Origin of the sequence: Subsaxibacter sp. CAU 1640, assembly GCF_023156585.1 — a bacterium.
Classification (GTDB): Bacteria; Bacteroidota; Bacteroidia; order Flavobacteriales; family Flavobacteriaceae; genus JBPOFM01.
This window is the reverse complement of record NZ_JALNMI010000003.1, coordinates 439547-459420: the sequence shown is the minus strand read 5'-3', so window position 1 is coordinate 459420 and position 19874 is coordinate 439547. Positions and strand designations below refer to the sequence as shown.

19 protein-coding genes, 2 tRNA genes and 1 riboswitch are annotated in these 19874 nt (G+C 37.1%); of the genes, 15 read left to right on the top strand and 6 right to left on the bottom strand.

The features are described 5' to 3' along the window. Positions 1–48: 48 nt before the first annotated feature. From M0G43_RS09460 to arsB, 8 genes are all read left to right on the top strand, one after another. Positions 49–450: a group III truncated hemoglobin gene (locus M0G43_RS09460; RefSeq protein WP_248025429.1), complete on the top strand. Its 402-nt coding sequence runs from the start codon at positions 49–51 to the stop codon at positions 448–450. 107 nt (positions 451–557) lie between these two features. Continuing rightward, the gene (gene ccsA / locus M0G43_RS09455; RefSeq protein WP_248025427.1) at positions 558–3818 is read left to right on the top strand and encodes a cytochrome c biogenesis protein CcsA; all 3261 of its coding nucleotides are present in this window, start codon (positions 558–560) and stop codon (positions 3816–3818) included. A 31-nt stretch (positions 3819–3849) separates the two neighbouring features. Further along, positions 3850–4293 carry a large conductance mechanosensitive channel protein MscL gene (gene mscL / locus M0G43_RS09450; protein WP_248025422.1) on the top strand — a complete coding sequence of 148 codons (444 nt, stop codon included), beginning with the start codon at positions 3850–3852 and terminating at the stop codon, positions 4291–4293. A gap of 44 nt (positions 4294–4337) precedes the next feature. Beyond that, positions 4338–5099 carry a hypothetical protein gene (locus M0G43_RS09445; protein WP_248025417.1) on the top strand — a complete coding sequence of 254 codons (762 nt, stop codon included), beginning with the start codon at positions 4338–4340 and terminating at the stop codon, positions 5097–5099. 123 nt (positions 5100–5222) lie between these two features. Beyond that, complete coding sequence (locus M0G43_RS09440) at positions 5223–5555, top strand: ArsR/SmtB family transcription factor (protein WP_248025411.1); 333 nt, start codon at positions 5223–5225, stop codon at positions 5553–5555. 46 nt (positions 5556–5601) lie between these two features. Then, complete coding sequence (locus M0G43_RS09435) at positions 5602–6069, top strand: DUF6428 family protein (protein ID WP_248025404.1); 468 nt, start codon at positions 5602–5604, stop codon at positions 6067–6069. Positions 6070–6104: 35 nt separating this feature from the next. Then, complete coding sequence (locus tag M0G43_RS09430) at positions 6105–6716, top strand: protein-tyrosine-phosphatase (protein WP_248025402.1); 612 nt, start codon at positions 6105–6107, stop codon at positions 6714–6716. A gap of 2 nt (positions 6717–6718) precedes the next feature. Next, on the top strand, positions 6719–7768 hold the full coding sequence (gene arsB, locus M0G43_RS09425; protein ID WP_248025400.1) for an ACR3 family arsenite efflux transporter: 1050 nt from the start codon (positions 6719–6721) through the stop codon (positions 7766–7768). Positions 7769–7824: 56 nt separating this feature from the next. On the opposite strand, the gene M0G43_RS09420 is transcribed toward arsB, so the two are convergent. Then, positions 7825–9297: a T9SS type A sorting domain-containing protein gene (locus M0G43_RS09420; RefSeq protein ID WP_248025397.1), complete on the bottom strand. Its 1473-nt coding sequence runs from the start codon at positions 9295–9297 to the stop codon at positions 7825–7827. A 221-nt stretch (positions 9298–9518) separates the two neighbouring features. After that, complete coding sequence (locus M0G43_RS09415) at positions 9519–10187, bottom strand: HAD family hydrolase (protein ID WP_248025394.1); 669 nt, start codon at positions 10185–10187, stop codon at positions 9519–9521. A 210-nt stretch (positions 10188–10397) separates the two neighbouring features. On the opposite strand from M0G43_RS09415, the gene M0G43_RS09410 reads away from it, so the two are divergent. The 5 genes from M0G43_RS09410 to M0G43_RS09390 all read left to right on the top strand — a co-directional run bounded on the left by M0G43_RS09410 (position 10398) and on the right by M0G43_RS09390 (position 14497). Continuing rightward, a complete protein-coding gene (locus tag M0G43_RS09410) occupies positions 10398–11804 on the top strand; it encodes an MATE family efflux transporter (RefSeq protein WP_248025393.1) in 1407 nt (468 codons plus the stop codon). A gap of 42 nt (positions 11805–11846) precedes the next feature. Then, a complete protein-coding gene (locus tag M0G43_RS09405; RefSeq protein ID WP_248025391.1) occupies positions 11847–13022 on the top strand; it encodes a trans-sulfuration enzyme family protein in 1176 nt (391 codons plus the stop codon). Between the two features lie 8 nt (positions 13023–13030). Beyond that, positions 13031–13615, top strand: coding sequence for a TMEM175 family protein (locus M0G43_RS09400; protein ID WP_248025388.1), 585 nt, complete (start codon positions 13031–13033; stop codon positions 13613–13615). A gap of 1 nt (position 13616) precedes the next feature. Continuing rightward, on the top strand, positions 13617–14333 hold the full coding sequence (gene bshB1 / locus M0G43_RS09395; RefSeq protein ID WP_248025383.1) for a bacillithiol biosynthesis deacetylase BshB1: 717 nt from the start codon (positions 13617–13619) through the stop codon (positions 14331–14333). Positions 14334–14421: 88 nt separating this feature from the next. After that, positions 14422–14497, top strand: a tRNA-His gene (locus M0G43_RS09390). 93 nt (positions 14498–14590) lie between these two features. Beyond that, positions 14591–14684, bottom strand: a riboswitch (TPP riboswitch). Positions 14685–14791: 107 nt separating this feature from the next. Here M0G43_RS09390 and M0G43_RS09385 read toward each other — a convergent pair. From M0G43_RS09385 to M0G43_RS09370, 4 genes are all read right to left on the bottom strand, one after another. Continuing rightward, positions 14792–16378, bottom strand: coding sequence for a M28 family peptidase (locus M0G43_RS09385; RefSeq protein ID WP_248025372.1), 1587 nt, complete (start codon positions 16376–16378; stop codon positions 14792–14794). 83 nt (positions 16379–16461) lie between these two features. Then, positions 16462–17496, bottom strand: a complete 1035-nt coding sequence (locus M0G43_RS09380; RefSeq protein WP_248025371.1) for a M28 family metallopeptidase — start codon at positions 17494–17496, stop codon at positions 16462–16464. Positions 17497–17583: 87 nt separating this feature from the next. Then, complete coding sequence (locus M0G43_RS09375; RefSeq protein WP_248025370.1) at positions 17584–17970, bottom strand: FUSC family protein; 387 nt, start codon at positions 17968–17970, stop codon at positions 17584–17586. A gap of 4 nt (positions 17971–17974) precedes the next feature. Beyond that, on the bottom strand, positions 17975–18739 hold the full coding sequence (locus M0G43_RS09370) for a DUF3108 domain-containing protein (protein WP_248025369.1): 765 nt from the start codon (positions 18737–18739) through the stop codon (positions 17975–17977). 209 nt (positions 18740–18948) lie between these two features. Between M0G43_RS09370 and M0G43_RS09365 the strand changes: the two genes are divergently transcribed. Further along, positions 18949–19134, top strand: a complete 186-nt coding sequence (locus M0G43_RS09365; RefSeq protein ID WP_248025367.1) for a CsbD family protein — start codon at positions 18949–18951, stop codon at positions 19132–19134. Positions 19135–19535: 401 nt separating this feature from the next. Further along, positions 19536–19620, top strand: a tRNA-Ser gene (locus tag M0G43_RS09360). The last annotated feature ends 254 nt before the right edge of the window (positions 19621–19874 follow it).

The following is a 19874-nucleotide window of genomic DNA, read 5'->3' as shown; positions in this document are numbered from 1 at the left end:
AATAAGTTAACTATGAAATAAAAGCCTTGTGGTTTATCTTTGTGAACAATGCAAAAGCACGATATTCAAAATAGGGACGATGTACATTTGCTTGTTTCTGAATTTTACAAAAAAGTAAGGAAAGATGCCGTTTTAGGACCATTTTTCAATCCGATCATCAAGGATTGGGATGAGCACATCAATCGTTTGACAAGCTTTTGGGAAACGAGTTTGTTTCTCACTAAAAAACTTGAGCATAAATATTATGGCAATCCTTTGGAAGTACATGTAAAGGTCGATAAAGAAAACAATCATAGCATTATAGAACTTCATTTTGGAATATGGTTGAATCTTTGGTTTGCGACTATTGATGAATTGTTTGAAGGTGACATCGCTGAAAATGCCAAACGTCGCGCCAGAAAAATGGGTACATTTCTCTACTTGAATATCTTTCAGGCAAGGATAAAGTGAATCATAGAAACATCAGAATTTTAACACCTTTTTACCCAATCCAACTCAACTAAAAGCACTAAATTTGCACAGCTAAAATTTTGGCTTCAAATTATAGTTCTTCTATCATGCAAAAAAAACTTGCTAACATTCTTTTTTCAACCCGTCTAACCGCCATTTTGTTTGTTGTTTTTGCTGTCGCTATGGCAACAGGAACCATTATGGACAGAAATATGGATACGTCTCCAACGCCTTATACACGTACATTGATTTACAATGCTTGGTGGTTCGAGTCGATTATGGTCTTTTTCGTGATCAATTTTATTGGCAATATTTCTAGATATCGTCTATGGAGAAAAGAAAAGTGGGCAACGTTATTAATTCACTTGTCTTTTATTTTCATCATTGTTGGAGCTTTTGTGACGCGATATATTAGTTATGAAGGAATGATGGCCATTAGGGAAGGAGCGACCGAGAATCAATTTCTATCTCAAAAAACATACATTACGGCCTATATTGATGGCGATTATGCGGTAAATGGCGTGGCACAGCGACGTCGTGTTGAGAAAGAGGTGGATTTTTCGCCAAGATTGGATAATGATTTTAAGATTGAAACAGAATACAACGGAAAGCCTATTATCATAGAACTTGAAAAGTTTATCAAAGGAGCAGAAAAAGACATCGTTCCTGATGAAAGTGGAGAGGAATATCTGAAACTTGTAGAAGCTGGCGACGGACAATCGCACAATCATTTTTTGAAAGCAGGTCAGGTACAAAGTATTCACAATGTTCTGATTTCGCTTGATAAGCATACCGAAGGAGCTATCAATATTACCAACACACCAGACGGATTGACCATTGAATCGCCATTTGAAGGTGAATATATGACGATGGCCACGCGTGCGCAAGGTCTTTTGGTCAAAGATAGCGTTCAACCTTTGATGCTGCGTTCTCGTTATATTATCGGGAATATGGCAATAGTGTTTCCAAAGCCAGTGGTTAAAGGAACGTTCGATATTGTCAAGAAACCTCAAATTTTAAAAGGCGATGAAGATGGTGTGGTGATGAAAGTTACTGCCAATGGTAAAACAGAACGTTTTAAGTTGTTGGGTGCAACAGGAATGAACAATCCATTTGAGCAAATCGAGATGGGAGATTTGGACATTTCGATGAAATATGGTTCAAAAATTATGGAGTTGCCTTTTAGCATCAAACTCAATGATTTTATTGGTCAAAAATATCCAGGAACCGAAAAGAGTTATTCATCTTATGAAAGTAAAGTGACTGTTCTGGACGAAAAAGAAGGAGATTTTGATTATCACATTTATATGAACCATATTTTGGATCATCGTGGGTATCGCTTTTTTCAGGCAAGTTTTGACCCAGATGAAAAAGGAACAATTCTCTCTGTGAACCACGATTTTTGGGGAACCTGGATTACCTATGTTGGTTATTTTTTACTTTATCTTTCGTTACTCGCTATTTTATTTGATAAGAACACACGTTTTGCCGATTTAAAGCGAATGCTGGAAAAAGTAAAAAAACAAAAGCACAAGGTCGTTACCGTATTGCTGCTCTTCATATCAACCCTTGGATTTGCTCAAGTACATTCAGAAGATGGACACAATTTCAGCAAGCCATTAAAAGCACAAATTGATTCTATTTTAACGGCTAATATCACACCGAAGGGGCACGCGGATAAATTTGGCCATATGGTTGTTCAGGATTATAGTGGACGAATGATGCCAATGAATACCTACGCTTCTGAAATGTTGCGTAAGTTGAGCAAACACGATACTTATGAAGATTTCGATGCCAACCAAGTGTTTTTGTCCATCAATGAAAGTCCTTTGTTGTGGTATAATGTGCCAATTATTTATTTAAAACCGAAAAAGGCCGATACCATCAGAAGCATTATTGGAGTTTCGAAGGATCAAAAATATGTGACTTTAGTTGATTTCTTTGATGAAAGTGGAGGTTATAAATTGTCTCCTTATTTGGACGAAGCTTATAAAGCCCAAATTCCTAATGGCTCACAAAAAGAGTTTAAAGAAGCCGACCAGCGTGTTAATTTGCTTTACAATGTTATTGAAGGTAGGGCCATCAAAATCTTTCCTGTACCGAATGATGATAACAACAAATGGATTTCGCCAAAGGAATTCAGAGAAGAAGGCTATCGCGAAAAAATTGAAGACACACTTTATGGTAACTTCATCAACAATGGTTTTAGTGCCTATATGTTGACACTTAATAATGCAAAGCAAACAGGTGATTTTTCAAAAGCCGAAAATATCTTGACAGGTATCAAGAAGTCGCAACAGAAATATGGAAGCGAAGTGATGCTGTCTGATAAGAAGATCGATACAGAAATTAAATATAATAAGTACGACATCTTTAAAAAACTGTTCAGTTGGTATATGTATGCTGGAGTATTGATGCTGATTTTTGTCATATTGCAGATATTTTATGATCAAAATAAATTCGTTAATTCTACTGTAAAGTTCTTTCGCTGGGTTGTTGTTGGGCTTTTCTTATTACATACCATTGGATTAAGTGTACGGTGGTATATTTCGGGTCACGCACCTTGGAGCGATGCTTATGAATCGATGATTTATGTGGCTTGGTCGACAATGTTGTTCGGGTTACTTGTGGGAATTAGTAGAAAAAGCGAAAAAATTGATAAGGACGATATATCTGGAATTGTTTTGGCAATTTTAGGAAAAAGTAAAAATTCAGATTTGACAATCGCATCAGGCGCATTTGTAACTTCTACTATTCTAATGGTCGCACACTGGAACTGGATGGATCCTGCCATCGCCAATCTGCAACCTGTTTTAGATAGTTATTGGTTGATGATTCACGTGGCCGTGATTGTGATGAGTTATGGACCGTTTACACTTGGGATGATTCTTGGAGTTGTGTCACTGTTTTTAATGGCTTTCACCACAAAAAATAATAAGGATAAGATGCTTCTCAACATCAAAGAATTGACCATCATCAACGAAATGGCTTTAACGGTCGGATTGGTGCTATTGACGATTGGAAATTTCCTTGGAGGAATGTGGGCAAATGAAAGTTGGGGACGTTATTGGGGTTGGGATCCGAAAGAAACTTGGGCGCTCATCAGTATTATGGTCTATGCCTTTGTGATACATATGCGATTGGTTCCAGGTCTTCGTGGTCGATATGGATTCAATTTGGCATCCATTATTGCTTTTGCCAGTATTTTGATGACGTATTTTGGAGTGAATTTCTACCTATCAGGATTGCACGCGTATGCGAGTGGTGATCAAATCATCAGTTTTCAATTTATTGCTTTAACTGCTGCGATAGTGGCTATTTTAGGATTTTTCGCCTACAGAAAATACAAAGTCTTTTATAAAAAATAAACTACAGAGTCTATCCAAAATTTAAATATCTATGAGGATTTTTAAAGAGTTTAAAGAATTTGCGGTCAAAGGAAGTATGATGGATATGGCTATCGGTATCATCATTGGTGCTTCTTTCAATCAGGTAATTGACGTTTTGGTGAAGAAAATTTTGCTTCCGCCATTATCGCTGATGACGGATGGACTCAATTATCAAGATAAAAAGCTGGTTTTAAGAGAGCTGGTTACCAATACGAATGGCGAGATTGTTTCGGATGAAGTGGCTATTGGATATGGTGCATTTTTGGAAGCTGGCTTGGATTTTTTAATCATAGGATTTACTGTGTTTGTGGTTGTCAAATTTTTAAACAGTCTGAAAAATAAAGCTCACGACCCAAATGATAAAACCGTCAAAACACCTAAAGATATTGAGCTTCTTGCCAAACTTTCCGATTTGATGGAAGAACAAAATAAACTGCTAAAAGAAAAAAAGTGATGACATATTTGTGATGTTCCGATGGAGAGGAAAAACAATCACAAATGAAACACTTAAATGCCCTAGTAATTATCTTTGCTTTGATTTTTTCAACTTCTTGTAGTAAGGATGATAACAATGACCAACAAGAAATTCAAAATTTTCAATCCTCAATTTGTAGCAATGTTTCGGGAGCGCAAGCCATCTATTGGGACTATTCTCACGGATTGGCAGTTCCTTTAACACAAATACCAACCATTGCAAATCCTGGTGGTCAATTCATTCATAGTCAGTATCCAGCTCTCGGATTCCAAATGCCAGCTGGTTTTTCTGCGCAAGAAATTTATGTGCCACAAACCCAAAGTATAGGCGTTAATGTCATAAGAAATGATAATAATGTCGTTTGGCGATATGTGCCATCATCTTCATTTCAAGGACAGGTAGGCATTAACGACATCCTTGCTTCTGAAATCAACTCAATGTTTGCTTTTTATGGTTTTAACGGAACGCCTGAAGTAGTGTGCACGACTACATCACAACAAAATATGAGTGTATTTACAATATTTTTTGGAGCAAGATTGTTGAGGTTTGGAAATATGACGGCATGCATTTGGGCAAGAAATATGTATGATACGACTTTGAATGTTACCTTTACTTCAGTATCAGTTTCGGTTGCGCCAACTGCCGAATTTGATTCCCAAGTTTTCAATACATTTTTACCAATTAGCTTTCAATTATTGGTGATAGATAATGGAGTAAGAGACAGTGACCTTGATGGTACTCCGGATAATCAAGATAATTTTCCTTTTGATCCTACAAGACAATAAATAAAACAATTAGTTGAGTATTAAGGAAAACCATTGCTTTTGAAAGAGTAATGGTTTTTTCTTGTCGTTTCTTTGGCTGAAAACAATATTAATCGTAATATTGCAATATATAAATGTTTAAGAATGGGATTAGCCAAAACAGAGATGTTCACCGACCAACAGAATGAGATCGCTTTGATAGCGAAAGCTTTTGGTCATCCTGCAAGGGTTGCTATTTTGCAACATCTGTTCAAAATCAATACGTGTGTTTGTGGTGATTTGGTTAATGAAATAGGTTTAGCACAACCGACAATTTCTCAACATTTAAAGGAGTTGAAGCTTTTGGGCCTTATCAAAGGTAATGTCGAGGGAACAAGTGTTTGCTATTGTATTGACACAGATAATTGGGCGAAGATGAAAAACCTGATGAGTGACTTTTTAAACCAAGATTTAGACCTCAAAGAAGGCTGCTGCTAAAAAATTTGTTAATATTAATCGTATAATCGCAATAAAACAATTAATTATGAAACTATCAGAAATTAAATCCGAATTATTAAAACTTAAACGAATAGCTTTCCAATTACCCAACGGTGAGCTGGTACCAAGCCACTTCCACGTTACAGAAGTCGGTAAAGTGTCAAAACATTTCATCGATTGCGGTGGAACTGTAAGAAAAGAAGAAGTTGCCAACTTCCAACTATGGAGCGCAAATGATTACAATCATCGCTTGCATCCTGAAAAATTGCTCAAAATCATCGAACTGTCAGAACAGGTTTTAGGGCTCGGAGATTTACCAATAGAAGTGGAATATCAAGGTGAAACCATCGGAAAATTTGGTCTCGACTTTGATGGAACCAATTTTCTATTGACCACAAAACAGACCGATTGTTTAGCGAAAGATAAATGCGGTATATCTACAAAGAAAGAAAAAGTAAAACTGGCAGATTTGAGTCCCGAACCTTGTTGTTCGTCTGATGGTAATTGTTGCTAATCAAATTAAAGCATCAAACAGCTAAAGAATTGAATATGAATCCAAAAATCAATCAAATCATTAAAGGTTTGAATGTCGAAACCATTTCAGAAGAACGAAAAGAAACGCTTCAGCCATTGATAGAGTTCATTCAGGCCAAAGTCAATAGCAATGATGAGGTTAGAATTAACTTTATATGTACGCATAACTCGAGAAGAAGCCATCTGTCACAGGTTTGGGCACAAACTATGGCGTCTTATTTTGAAATAGACAAGGTTTTTTGTTATTCAGGAGGTACGGAAGCCACGGCATTATTTCCTGCTGTCGTCTTGACACTTGAAAATTCTGGATTTGAGATACAAAAGCTTTCCGAAGGAAGCAATCCTATTTACAGCATCAAATATTCTCAAAATGAGCATCCAATCATTGGGTTTTCAAAAACCTATGATGATGACTTCAATCCCGTTTCTGGCTTCGCGGCAGTGATGACTTGCTCTCAAGCAGATGGAGGCTGCCCGTTTATTGCTGGTGCAGAAAAGCGCATTCCAATTACTTTCGAAGACCCAAAACTGTTCGATAACACACCTGAACAATTGGAAAAGTATAACGAGCGAAGCATCCAGATTGCAACAGAGCTTTTTTATGTGTTTTCAAATATCAAAGCGTAGGTATGGCATCGAATAAAGAGTTAAGTTTTCTCGATAAATATTTAACGTTGTGGATTTTTACTGCAATGGCTATAGGCGTTGGTCTAGGTTATTGTATACCTTCATTACCAGACACCATTAATTCTTTTAATAGTGGAACTACCAATATTCCGATTGCCATTGGTCTGATTTTGATGATGTATCCACCTTTGGCAAAGGTGAATTATTCTTTATTGCCAAAAGTGTTCAGAAATATAAAAATCCTGTCTATTTCCTTGTTTTTAAATTGGATTATCGGACCGATTTTGATGTTTATCCTCGCCATTCTATTTCTTGGAGACCATCCCGAATATATGGTAGGTCTCATTTTGATAGGGCTGGCAAGATGCATCGCAATGGTGTTGGTATGGAATGACCTTGCCGAGGGCAGTAGCGAATATGGTGCTGGGCTGGTGGCTCTCAATAGTATATTTCAGGTGTTTGGATACAGTTTTTACGCTTGGCTTTTCATTACAGTGCTTCCACCATATTTTGGGTTTGAAGGTGCAATTGTGGATATTTCCATTGCCACTATTGCGGAAAGTGTGGCCATTTATCTTGGTATTCCTTTTGTTTTGGGAATTTTAAGCAGACTAATTCTTGTGACATTGAAAGGTGAAGAATGGTACACATCTAAATTTATTCCGATGATTTCTCCACTAACATTAATTGCCTTGTTGTTTACCATTGTAGTGATGTTTTCTTTAAAAGGGGAATTGATTATTGAAATCCCGATGGATGTATTGATAATCGCATTGCCATTATTGATTTACTTCGCTTTGATGTTTATCATTGGGTTCATGTTGACAAAAGCAATGGGAGCGAATTATGATAAAACTGCAGCTGTGGCATTTACGGCTGCTGGAAATAATTTTGAATTGGCAATAGCTGTTGCAATTGCGGTTTTTGGATTGAATTCTGGTCAAGCTTTTGCAGGTGTGATTGGGCCTTTGGTGGAGGTGCCAGCGCTCATCTTATTGGTAAGAGTTTCTTTTTGGCTACGGAAGAAGTATTTTGTTACAATCGTGGATTGACATAAAAAAAGCCCTAACAATTGATTAGGGCTTTCTCATTTATTAAAACTGACTATTTATTTGATAATTAGTTTTTTGATTGCTCTGGAAGTCTCTCCATTCAATTCCAAAAGATAAATTCCAGAATTCAGATTGAAGAACAATTCATTTTCTCCTATTTGAAGCGTTTTTTCCATTACTAATTTACCATCAATGCTGTAAACATTCATTTGATTAAATATCTGATTGTTTGATACAAATAATCTTCCATCTGTAGGGTTTGGATAGATGCTAACTTCTTCGGTCAATACATCTTCAACACTTAAAAAATCACAATTCACAGGGTCAAAATTCACAAGACCTAAGGAAGCCATATCATTTTGATGAACAATTACAGATTCGGCATCTGCAAGTGTGTTAGGAACGCTTTCTTCAATCCAGCAGTTGTTCATTGCCATCAACGTATTTGCAGTGTTATTGTAAAGTGCATAGGTTGTACCTCCATTTCCATTTTGTGAAAAGACATTCTGTCCTGGGTTGCCTGCTCCATCACCCAGATTGATAGACGCCTGACCAATCACAGTGATTCCCCAAAGATTACGGCGAAATTGATTACCACTCGCAATAACTTCCATTCCAGCTGCAGAAGTACTCAATGATATACCACTACCACCAACGTTTGGACTGCCCTGTGAATCATTGTCTTCGATGACGTTGTTTCTTACATAAGCAAAAGAATTGTTCCCGACAATCGTCAATCCATATCGGTTATCTCTAATAACGTTATCATCAATAATGGCGTTGATGCTACCTCCAACTAAATTGGCTACTGCAATTCCTCCAACCATTGTTAAATTTCGATCACCAATAATCGTATTTTCAATGATTCGCAATGGCTCTGAAGTCATCGTGGTTCCCATATTTATTTGCGGACGATTGTTGTTTGCTTGGTTATTGCCTTCTATATAATTATTGAAGATATAAGCCGAAACCTGTGTGTTGGCCCCAGAACTAATAGCTGGAGTTTCATTAAATGTGAAAGCATTGTTAGTGATTTGAGGTGTTCCACGAGAAAACGACAAAACACTTCCAGTAGATACACCAGAAACATTATTGGTAAGTACACAATTATTGATACTGAAAGTTTCGGTCAGCACTCGCATTCCGCCACCATATTGGATTGTTGAATTTTGGATACTGATAGTTGAGAATTCTTCAAAACGAAAACCATCATAAGGCGCTGCTGTATCGATTGCCGTAAACAAAACATTGTCGGCATCCACGCTAAAGTCTCCAAAAACTGTAATCAATAGATCTGCCCCTATTTCCAAAGTAATGTCTGAATCTATCAATAAGGCATCTGTAGCTGAAATGGTAAGATTTCCCACCAACGTATATGTAGTTCCTGATACAGAGATCGTTGATGGACTTGCTGTGACCAGATCATCAAGGCTATAGGTTATTCCAGTATCTGGTGTAGTAAAGTCTTGTGCGGAGATGATGCCCAAAACACCAAACGTAAAGAATAAATTGAGTAGTAGTTTTTTCATAAAAGAGTAGTTTTTAAATTTTCGATAAAATTAAAAAATGTCCGTTGGAATGACTGTTAAAAAAGCGATTTTATAGTGTTATTCAATTATTAACCTACCTCATTTTGATTTAATTTTCTAGTTTCTAAAAGCTTACAACTTTAGTATGAAAGAATCGAAATTAAAATAAAAACCCTCCATAAAATGAAGGGTTTTAGTATCATCAGAAGATAAATATTCAATTAACAATCAACAGGAACCATTGATGAGATTTTAGAAAGCACAATGTCTTCAAAATCACTAACCACCATGTCAGCCAGTGAATAATCTTGGTCGTGAGAGTGGTAACTGTCAAAACCTACACAAAACAGACCAGCAGCCTTTGCAGCTTCAATTCCGTTTGTAGAATCTTCAATAACAAAACATTCGTCAGGTTTGCAACCAGAAGCTTCAACTGCTTTTTCGAATATTTCCGGGTGCGGTTTTGAAGCTTTTAAATCGGCTCCACTCAATTTGGCTTCAAAATACTGGTCCAAATCAAATCTGGTAAACACATTATTGATGTTTTCCATTGAAGCAGAGGATGCCAAAACAAGTGTTAAACCTTGGCTGTGGTAATCTTTTATCAAATCCAATACACCATCAATCAGAGACAGTGAAGAGTCGGTTTCAAATAGTACTCTAAAATGGTCACGCTTCAGTTCCACGAGAGTTTGTGGTCCAAGTTGCAACTTAAAATGTTTGCACAGTTTTTTACAGATTTCTAGAGTAGACTGCCCAGTAAAAGAGGCATACATAGCATCAGATACATTGATGTTAACATCATCAAACATTCTGTAGTAGGCTTTGTGATGTAGGGGTTCGGTATTGACAACCACCCCATCCATATCAAAAATAGCGGCTTTAATCATTGGTTAGTAATTTATTAATAGCAATTACGAATATAATGGAAATGACTTACAATCCCTAAAAATCGTTTTGAACTTTCGGTTAATTTTTAAGATATTTGCGATGCCTATGATTGTATAGATAAAATATGCCGTTTGTCGAACTTCTTGAAATCGACACTTTTAGGTTGAATGCATTTTGCCTTCAGCAATGTTCACTTTCAATAAACTTTTATGCAATCAAATAAAATATCTTTCAAACAATTTATAGGATTCTTTATCGTAGCAGTTAGAGGTAAAGAACAAGATTTAACAGCCATCAGTATCCGACGAGCTATTTTTATGTTATCCATTCCGATGATATTGGAAATGCTTATGGAGTCGATTTTTGCGTTGGTTGATATTCTTTACGTTTCAAAAGTAAGTGTCAATGCCGTCGCGACTATTGGTCTTACGGAGTCAGTCATAACACTGGTTTATGCAGTTGCCATTGGATTGAGTATGGCAGCAACCGCAATTGTTGCCAGGCGAGTAGGCGAAAAAGATTTGGATGGTGCCTCGAGAGCTGCCGTACAGGTTATCATTCTTGGAGTTTTAGTGTCCATCATAGTCAGCGCTGTTGGAATTATTTATGCTAAAGAGATTTTGGGTCTGATGGGAGCCGAACCTGATTTGATAGCCGAAGGTTATGGCTACACCCAATGGTTATTGGGTGGTAATGTCACCATTATGCTATTGTTCCTTATCAACGCTATTTTTAGAGGTGCCGGCAATGCATCAGTTGCGATGTGGACACTTATTCTTTCGAATGGATTGAACATTATTTTGGACCCAATGTTCATATTTGGTTTTGGACCAATTCCTGCGTATGGAGTCGAAGGAGCTGCCATTGCCACCACCATTGGAAGAGGAACAGCTGTTATTTTTCAATTGATGATTTTATTTTATGGCTATAGTAAAATAAAAATAAGAATTAAAGACTTGGTCGTACGTTCTGCTGTGATGCTCAATTTGATAAAAGTATCGCTCGGAGGAATAGGTCAATTCATTATTGGTACTTCGAGTTGGGTGTTTTTAATGCGAATTATGAGTGAATTTGGTAGCGAAGTATTGGCAGGTTACACCATCGCCATTCGTGTGATGATGTTTACCATTATGCCAGCTTGGGGAATGAGCAATGCCGCCGCAACGCTCGTGGGACAAAATCTTGGTGCAGGGCAGCCAGATAGAGCCGAACGTTCTGTGCACATCACTTCAAAATACAATGCCTTTTTTATGGGAATGGTATCCATCGTGTATTTGCTGTTTGCGCCACAAATCATATCGTGGTTCAACACAACCCCTGAAGTCGTAAAATATGGCAGTTTATGCTTAAGAATATTGGCATCAGGCTACATTTTCTTTGGATATGGTATGGTGATTATTCAATCGTTCAATGGAGCAGGAGATACCAAAACACCAACCTATATCAATTTGATTTGTTTTTGGCTATTCCAGTTGCCGATAGCGTATTTGATAGCTATTACCTTCAATGCTGGACCTATCGGAGTGTTTTGTGCTATCACTGCAGCAGAGGTTTTGGTTACGATTGTAGGCTATATTTGGTTTAAAAAAGGAACTTGGAAAACCACCCAAGTCTAGTAGATAATTTGTAATTTTAAACACCAAATAATCTGTAAAGCAATGTCAAAATCCAAGTACGGTTTAAATACTATTTGCACCCACGTTGGTGAAATAAAGGACGAACAATTCAAGGGTGCTGTGTCACCAATCTATCTTTCCACCTCGTATCAATTTGATGAAGTTGATGTCAAAAGATACCCTCGCTATTTTAATACGCCTAACCAAGAATATCTTTCCAAGAAAATTGCAGCTTTGGAGCATTCCGAAGCAGCTATGATTTTTGGCAGTGGAATGGCAGCTATCAGTACAACATTTTTGGCGTTTCTTAAGAAAGGCGACCATATCGTGGTACAGAATACGCTTTACGGCGGCACAAGTAATTTTATTAAGGAAGAATTTCATAAATATGGAATTGAATACACCTTCACAGATGGCTATGAAGTGGCTGATTTTGAAGCAGCGATTCAAGCAAATACGAAACTTATTCATATCGAAACTCCATCGAATCCATTGTTGACTATTACCGACATCAAAGGTGTGGCAGATTTGGCCAAATCAAAAGGTATTCTCACAACCATCGATAATACCTTTGCGAGTCCTGTGAATCAAAACCCTATCGATTTTGGTATCGATATCGTCATACATTCTGCCACTAAATATTTGGCTGGGCATTCTGATATACTTGCAGGCGCTGTTGCTTGTAGCAACGCTCATAAGGAGATTATTTGGAACGTCGCAAAAAATTTGGGTGGAAGCTTGAGTGATTTCACGGTGTGGATGTTAGAACGCAGTATGAAAACCTTGGCATTGCGAGTGAAGGCTCAAAACAGGAACGCGAAGAAATTGGCTAAATATCTTTCGGAGCATGAAGATGTCAATAAGGTTTTTTATCCAGGCTTGAAGTCGCATCCACAATATGATCTAGCCAAATCTCAAATGAAAGGTTTTGGAGGAATGCTATCTTTTGAATTGACTGAAGGTTTGGATGCTTCTCAATTCCAAAAAGCATTAAAACTCATCAAACCTTCAGGCAGTTTGGCAGGTGTTGAAAGCACAATGCTATCGCCTCATAAAACATCCCACGCATTGTTATCTTCCGAAGAAAGAAAAGCTATTGGGATCAGTGATAATTTAATTCGATTTTCAGTTGGTATTGAATCTAAACCAGATTTGATTGAGGATATCGAGCAAGCCGTTGCTAAAGTAAAGGCAACAAAACTGCAAACTCAAGAATAAACATTTTTATGACGAAAGGAAGGTTAGAAGCGTTTACAGATGGTGTTTTGGCAATTGTCATAACCATTATGGTACTGGAGTTGAAAGTGCCTCACGGTGGGGAGTTTGAAGATTTAAAAGGATTGCTTCCTGTTTTTGGAAGTTATGTTTTAAGCTTTATCTATCTCGCCATTTATTGGAACAACCACCATCATATGATGCAAACGGTGAAACACGTAACGGGCAAAATACTTTGGGCTAATATGCATTTATTGTTTTGGTTGTCTCTGGTACCTTTCGTTACGGGTTGGATGGGCGAAAATCACTTTACAACGGCATCCGTTTTTTTGTATGGTGTCGTCCTTTTATTTGCAGCTATCGCCTATTTCATCTTGCAAAGCCTAATTATTTCCAGTCACGGAAAAGAATTTTTATTGGCAAAAGCATTGGGTAAAGATTTGAAAGGGAAGATTTCACCTGTGTTATATATCATTGGAATCTTTGGAGCCTTCCTGAATATTTGGATTAGTGGTGCAATGTATATTTTGGTGGCCATTATGTGGCTGTTGCCAGATACACGTATTGAGAATGCACTAAAAAATGAACATAAATAATATGAAATTAGATATACTCGCTTTTGGTTCCCATCCCGATGACGTAGAATTGGGTTGTGGTGCAACAATAGCAAAAGAAGTTCAAAGAGGGAAAAAAGTTGGCATTGTTGACTTGACTCGTGGAGAACTAGGTACTAGAGGCACAGAGCAAACCAGAAGTGTTGAAGCCGCTGCAGCTTCAGAAATATTGGGAGTTGCTGTTAGAGAAAACCTAGCATTTGCAGATGGGTTTTTCGTGAATGACAAACAGCATCAGTTGGAAGTCATCAAAATGATTCGTAAGTATCAACCTGAAATTGTTTTGTGCAATGCTGTTGAAGATCGACATATCGATCACGGAAGGGGAAGTCAATTGGTAAGCGATGCCTGTTTTTTGAGTGGATTGATGAAGATTGAAACTGAAATGGATGGAAAGTCACAAGAACATTGGCGTCCTAAACAGGTCTATCATTATATTCAATGGAAGAATATCGAGCCAGATATAGTGGTCGATGTTTCAGGATTTATTGATGTCAAAATGAAAGCTGTTTTGGCATACCAAACGCAATTTTATGATCCAAAAAGTAAACTGCCCGAAACGCCAATATCCAGTAAAAACTTTACAGATAGCGTAAAATACAGAGCAAGAGATTTGGGTAGATTGATAGGAGTAGAGTATGGCGAGGGTTTCACTGTGGAACGTTATGCAGGTGTTGAAAGCTTGTTCGATTTAATATAGAATGAACATTTATTTTTTTATTCTTAATTTGAATAAAAAGTTTTGTAGAAAAACGGAAATAATATACATTTGCAGTCCAATTGAAAATGGTGGTTGTAGCTCAGTTGGTTAGAGCATCGGTTTGTGGTACCGAGGGTCGTGGGTTCGAGCCCCATCTTCCACCCAGTTTCAAAAGCCTTCACGAGAGTGAGGGCTTTTTTTATTCCAAGCGTTTTCAGAAAATAACAAAGGGAACAACAATTATTAAATTGCTCGTTCCCTTTGCTTGTTGTATTCCTATGCTCTGCATTATCAGAGGCAGTACAATGGGTATAATCTCAGCCACAATGATCAGCACCCCAATACATCATAAAGATACAAAAAAGAGGAATGCAAAAAATATCTTTTAGAATGTTTTAACAAATAAAAAAGCCTTTCTTATAATTGAAAGGCTCGTAACTTTTGATTAAATATGAGAATTAATTAGCAGACTTTTCGGTTGCTTTATCAACCACTATTCTATTTGGTCTGTTTGCCAATTCCCAAGCGGTATAAAATACCAGGCGAGTTCTTGACTCTAATAAATCATATTGAATTTTATCTGGTGTATCTGTAGGTTTGTGATAATCATCATGTGTTCCATTAAAATAGAAAATCACCGGAATATTGTTTTTTGCAAAGTTGTAATGGTCAGAGCGATAATAATAGCGATTTGGATCATTTTCATCATTATAAGTATAATCCAAGGTCATTTTTGAATATTTATTGTTAACCTCTTCTGACAACTTATGCAGTTCTGAACTCAACTTATCTGAACCAATTAGATATACATAATTTCTGTTTTCATTGTGTTTCGCATCAACTCTGCCTATCATATCAATATTCAAGTCGGCTACAGTGTTTTCCAAAGGAAAAATAGGATCAAAATCTGTGTAGTAGCGAGAACCCAATAGACCTTTTTCTTCTCCAGTAACATGTAAAAATAAGATCGATCTTTTTGGTTTGTAGCCATCATCAACAGCTTTTTTGAACGCCTGGGCTATTTCCAATATTGCCACTGTGCCAGAGCCATCATCATCTGCACCATTATAGATTTCTCCACCTTTGATGCCTTCATGATCTAAATGGGCCGAAATGACGATAATTTCATTTGGTTTTTCTGAACCTTTAATAAAGGCTGCTACATTTTCCGAATACAATTCTTCAGAGTTACTTGTTACTTCTGCAGAAACTTTATTGGCAACCACTCGAGGAGTCGTATTTTCATTGATGTCTTTTATAAATTCAGAGCCCAATTCGGCACTGATCAAAAATGTTATCATTTCCTGTTCTGTGTTTTTCAATGAAATTCTCCCAGCCGTTCCTGAATCGTCTTGAGCTTTATAATAAGGTAGGTATCTATCAAACATTTCAGAATCCATTAAGAACAATGCTTTGGCGCCGCGTTCTTTTGCAGCATCTCTTTTGGAAGAAAGCCCTTGTCTGCCATTAGACCATTTTGAGCCTTCCGTAGTGCCAGAAACAGTATAGACTCCAGCCTTATTTTTAGGTTCTCCCTCACGTGCTATTACAATTTTACCCTTAACGTCTAAATTGTTATAATCTGAATAAGTATCACTGTCTATTCCGTAACCAACATAGACTATTTCATTTGCTGAAAAACTTTGGGAACTTGAAGAGCCATACACCACGAAATCCTCATTCTTCTCAAAGGATTTTCCATTTAATGTGAGTTTCACATCCGGAGATTTCTGTTTCTCCAATGGTACATTTTGAAAATAATTACCATTTGGTAATGCAGAAGAGATACCCATAGCAACGTACTTATCTTTTAGATACTCTACTGCAATTTTTTGTCCTTTATCGCCAGTATTACGTCCCTCAAACTCATCAGAAGCATAAGTGTAGAGCATTTCTTGGAGTTCGGCTGAAGTGATAGTGGTGCCATAAGCTGTCGGGTCGGCTTCCTTTTTTGTAGCAGTTGCATCTGCATTGCCATTTTTTTGCTGGCTGCCGCAACTCAATACGATAAAAGCGATGCTAACCAATAGGAGAGATTTTTTCATAAAAGGGGATTATTTATTATAAGCTTGCAAAATACGAAATATGAACTTTTTGCACTCTTCTCTTTAACACATTTTAACTAAAATTATAATGTTTCTGGCACCAGCCTTTGAGTGTTGTTGGCAACATACCATGCCGTAGCGAATATGAGCTTGGTGCGCTTTTCGAGCAGGTCATAATTCAGTTTGTCGGCTGTGTCGCTGGGCTGGTGATAATCTTCGTGTTCGCCATTGAAGTAAAAAATGACAGGGATACCCATTTGTGCAAAATTATAATGATCGGATCTGTAATAGTATCTATTAGGGTCATTCTCGGCATTGTACCTGTAATCGAGGTCGAGCTGGGTGAATTCAGCATTTGCCTCTTCCGATATATAATGGAGTTCAGTGCTGATACGATCAGACCCAATGAGATATATATAATTAGGATTGTCTTTGTGTCTGTCATCAATACGTCCTATCATATCAATGTTAAGATTGGCAACAGTATTGTTCAATGAAAAAACAGGATGCTCAATATAGTATCGAGAGCCATAAAGTCCTTCTTCTTCACCAGTTAGATGTAAAAAAACGATGCTTCGTTTTGGTGTAAATCCATTCAATTGTGCTGTCTTGAATGCCTCGGCAATTTCCATAATTGCTGCAGTGCCGGAAGCATTATCATCAGCTCCTGGATTGACAATATTGTTTTCCATACCGAGATGGTCTGAATGTGCAGATATGATTAAGACTTCTTCGGGAAACTCGGAACCTTTAATATAGGCTATCACATTTTGCGAACTATTGAAGTCTTTAGACAGAAAAGATTTAGGAATGCTTTGATAATAATTCTCACCTCCCAATGGAGAAGCGATTTGCTTTTTGATGTAATAATCCTTTATAAATTTGGAAGCCCTATTATGACCGTAAGTACCTGTTTTTCGACCTTCATTGTCATTGGAAGAAAGTTCATAGACAATAGATTTTAGATCACTGGCTTTTATGGTGCTTGCAAATTCAGAAATGTGGTTTTCTTGCTCAAACCGAATGCCGTCTTTTAAGTCGGCTAACTTCTCACTATGGCGTTTGTGAGCACATGCACCTACTATAGTAAGTACTGACACAACCAGTAATACTTTCATAATAATCCCTTAATAGCAAGCCAAATAACGTGAAAAAAAAGGGAAAACCGAAGCATTCCCTTAATATAATTTACATAAAACTTTTAATTACTGATCGGAATTATCTCCGTTAAAATTTGGCATCTCATCAGGATCATTGGTTTCAATATCCTCAATATTCAATTCATCCAACTCTTGAATTGCCTTTTCTTCCGACTCTTTTTCCTTTTGCTCCAGCGTTTCCAAATCACCTACTTCCGCCACACTAAAAATAGCCTTGTACGTGGTGAGAATCAAGGAAATGATGGTCAATAAAAAAATCAATTGAATGGATTTCTTTGGATATTGTTTCTGTCTCGAAAAGTAAAAGGCTGCCAAACCAAACACCAATGCAAATAATGCCGGAATGTAGGCTATTTTAGATAAAGGTGTCACAGACAGAATCACCGCCAAAATAGAGGCAATAAAACCTAGGATGATAAAAAGTCGTCTCATAATATTAGTTTTTTAAACCTGTGGCAGATTTCAATTTCAATTCTCCAGTACCTACGGCTATCTTGAATTTTGCATACACTGGTAATTTGTTTCCATCAGCCGTCAACCACAATAAGTTTTCGTTGGTACCTTTCAATGCATCATCATTTTTAAGACTTACGGCTAACTTATAACATTCTTTTTTGCCAAGATTGGTATTAATGGTTTCTTTTCTTAAATATTTTACATTGATTACTAACTCTTCATTATCAAACAAAAAAGTAAAATTCTGGGCATCACCAGGAGACGCTTGCGAGATATCCAAGTTACGAATGTGGTAAATAGTCGATACAATATCGCGTGTATTGGAGCCAATGGAAACGGTTTTGTTCTCTTCACTTTTACGTTTCTTCATAGTGCTGCTCACACTTTTAGACTTATGATTGAACTTATATTGTTCAAACTTGTAATAACTACCTTCATTGATGTCTCGCTTATATAGGTAAGGCGTCAACGTTGTTGGGCTCACATAGCTTTCATACAAATCACGTATTTTGAAATAACTATCAAAACTAGAGTAGGTGGCAGCCGTACATTTCAATTTGAGAAGTGTACTATTCGACGTTTTAACTTCGCTAGTTTCCATAACTACCTGTGCGATTTCAGTAAGCAAGCCAGACATATTATAGGAGGCAGAAAAGGTCAGTTTTTCATTATTTCCGATGGCTGTATTTTGAGCGGTTGCCACTAAGCCTACTGCATAACATAACAGAGTAAAAAAGTATCTCATTGTCAGAAAATTTGATTTCAAAGATACAAGTTATAAACATTAATTGCGCCGAAAAATTTTAGGTCTGTATTTCACCAAATGTGATTCCATGTTAAATAGTTCTTAAATAATGTTTTGAGTCAAAACCGAACTTTTTTGAGTCATCCATGAAGCAAGTTTAAGGGTAAATTTGAGTATACAATTAAGTTTAACTCTAAAAACAATATATTATGAATTCAGATCAATTTGAAGGAAAATGGAAACAGATTAAAGGTGAGTTTAAAAAGAAATATGGTAAAATCACCAACGATGAATATACAGAAGCAGAAGGCAACTTTGATAAGTTAGCCGGAAAAGTTCAAGAAAAATACGGAAAGAGTAAAGAAGAATTGAAAGATGAAATCGACAACTGGTAAAATGCCAGGTTCGGTTTAAAAAAAGTTCCCGAGACAAATTGTTTTGGGAACTTTTTGTTTTTGGGATATTTATTTATTTGATTGCGATATGTGACGCCATTATTTACAACTACTTTAGATTAAGTTTTTAAAAATTGGTTTAACTAAAACAATGTCATCATGGCAACACAGAACCAAAATCCGAAGAAAGAGCAAAAAGCAGCTCCTAAAAAGCCTGCTAGCACTCAATCCAAACCAAAGAAAGCGCCGGGCAAAAAATAAACCGTCCTAAATCTTGGAAAGAAACCTTTCTATCTCATTGATAGGGAGGTTTTTTTGTTTTTAAAGATAGTGCTTAATAAAAAATCCTAAAAAAAGATTGGTAGCAATAAAAAAATCATCATATATTTGCATCCGCTTAAGGAGAAATGGCAGAGTGGTCGAATGCGGCAGTCTTGAAAACTGTTGAGGGTCACACCTCCGGGGGTTCGAATCCCTCTTTCTCCGCAATCAAGCGCAAAGCTTGAAAATAGAAAACCACCAAGTTTACTTGTGTGGTTTTTTTGTTTTTAAGCTTTAGGCATTTGCAAAATGCCATAAGAGGGAGGTTGGAACAAAATCCCTCTTTCTCCGCAAAAGAAACCCGCAACGAGAGTTGCGGGTTTTGTGTTTTCAGGAGCGTCAAAAGCTTGCTTTTGTAAGCGGATGAAAACACAAAACCAATCAAGCGAAGCTTGATGAGGGTTTCATGCTTGCCCAGG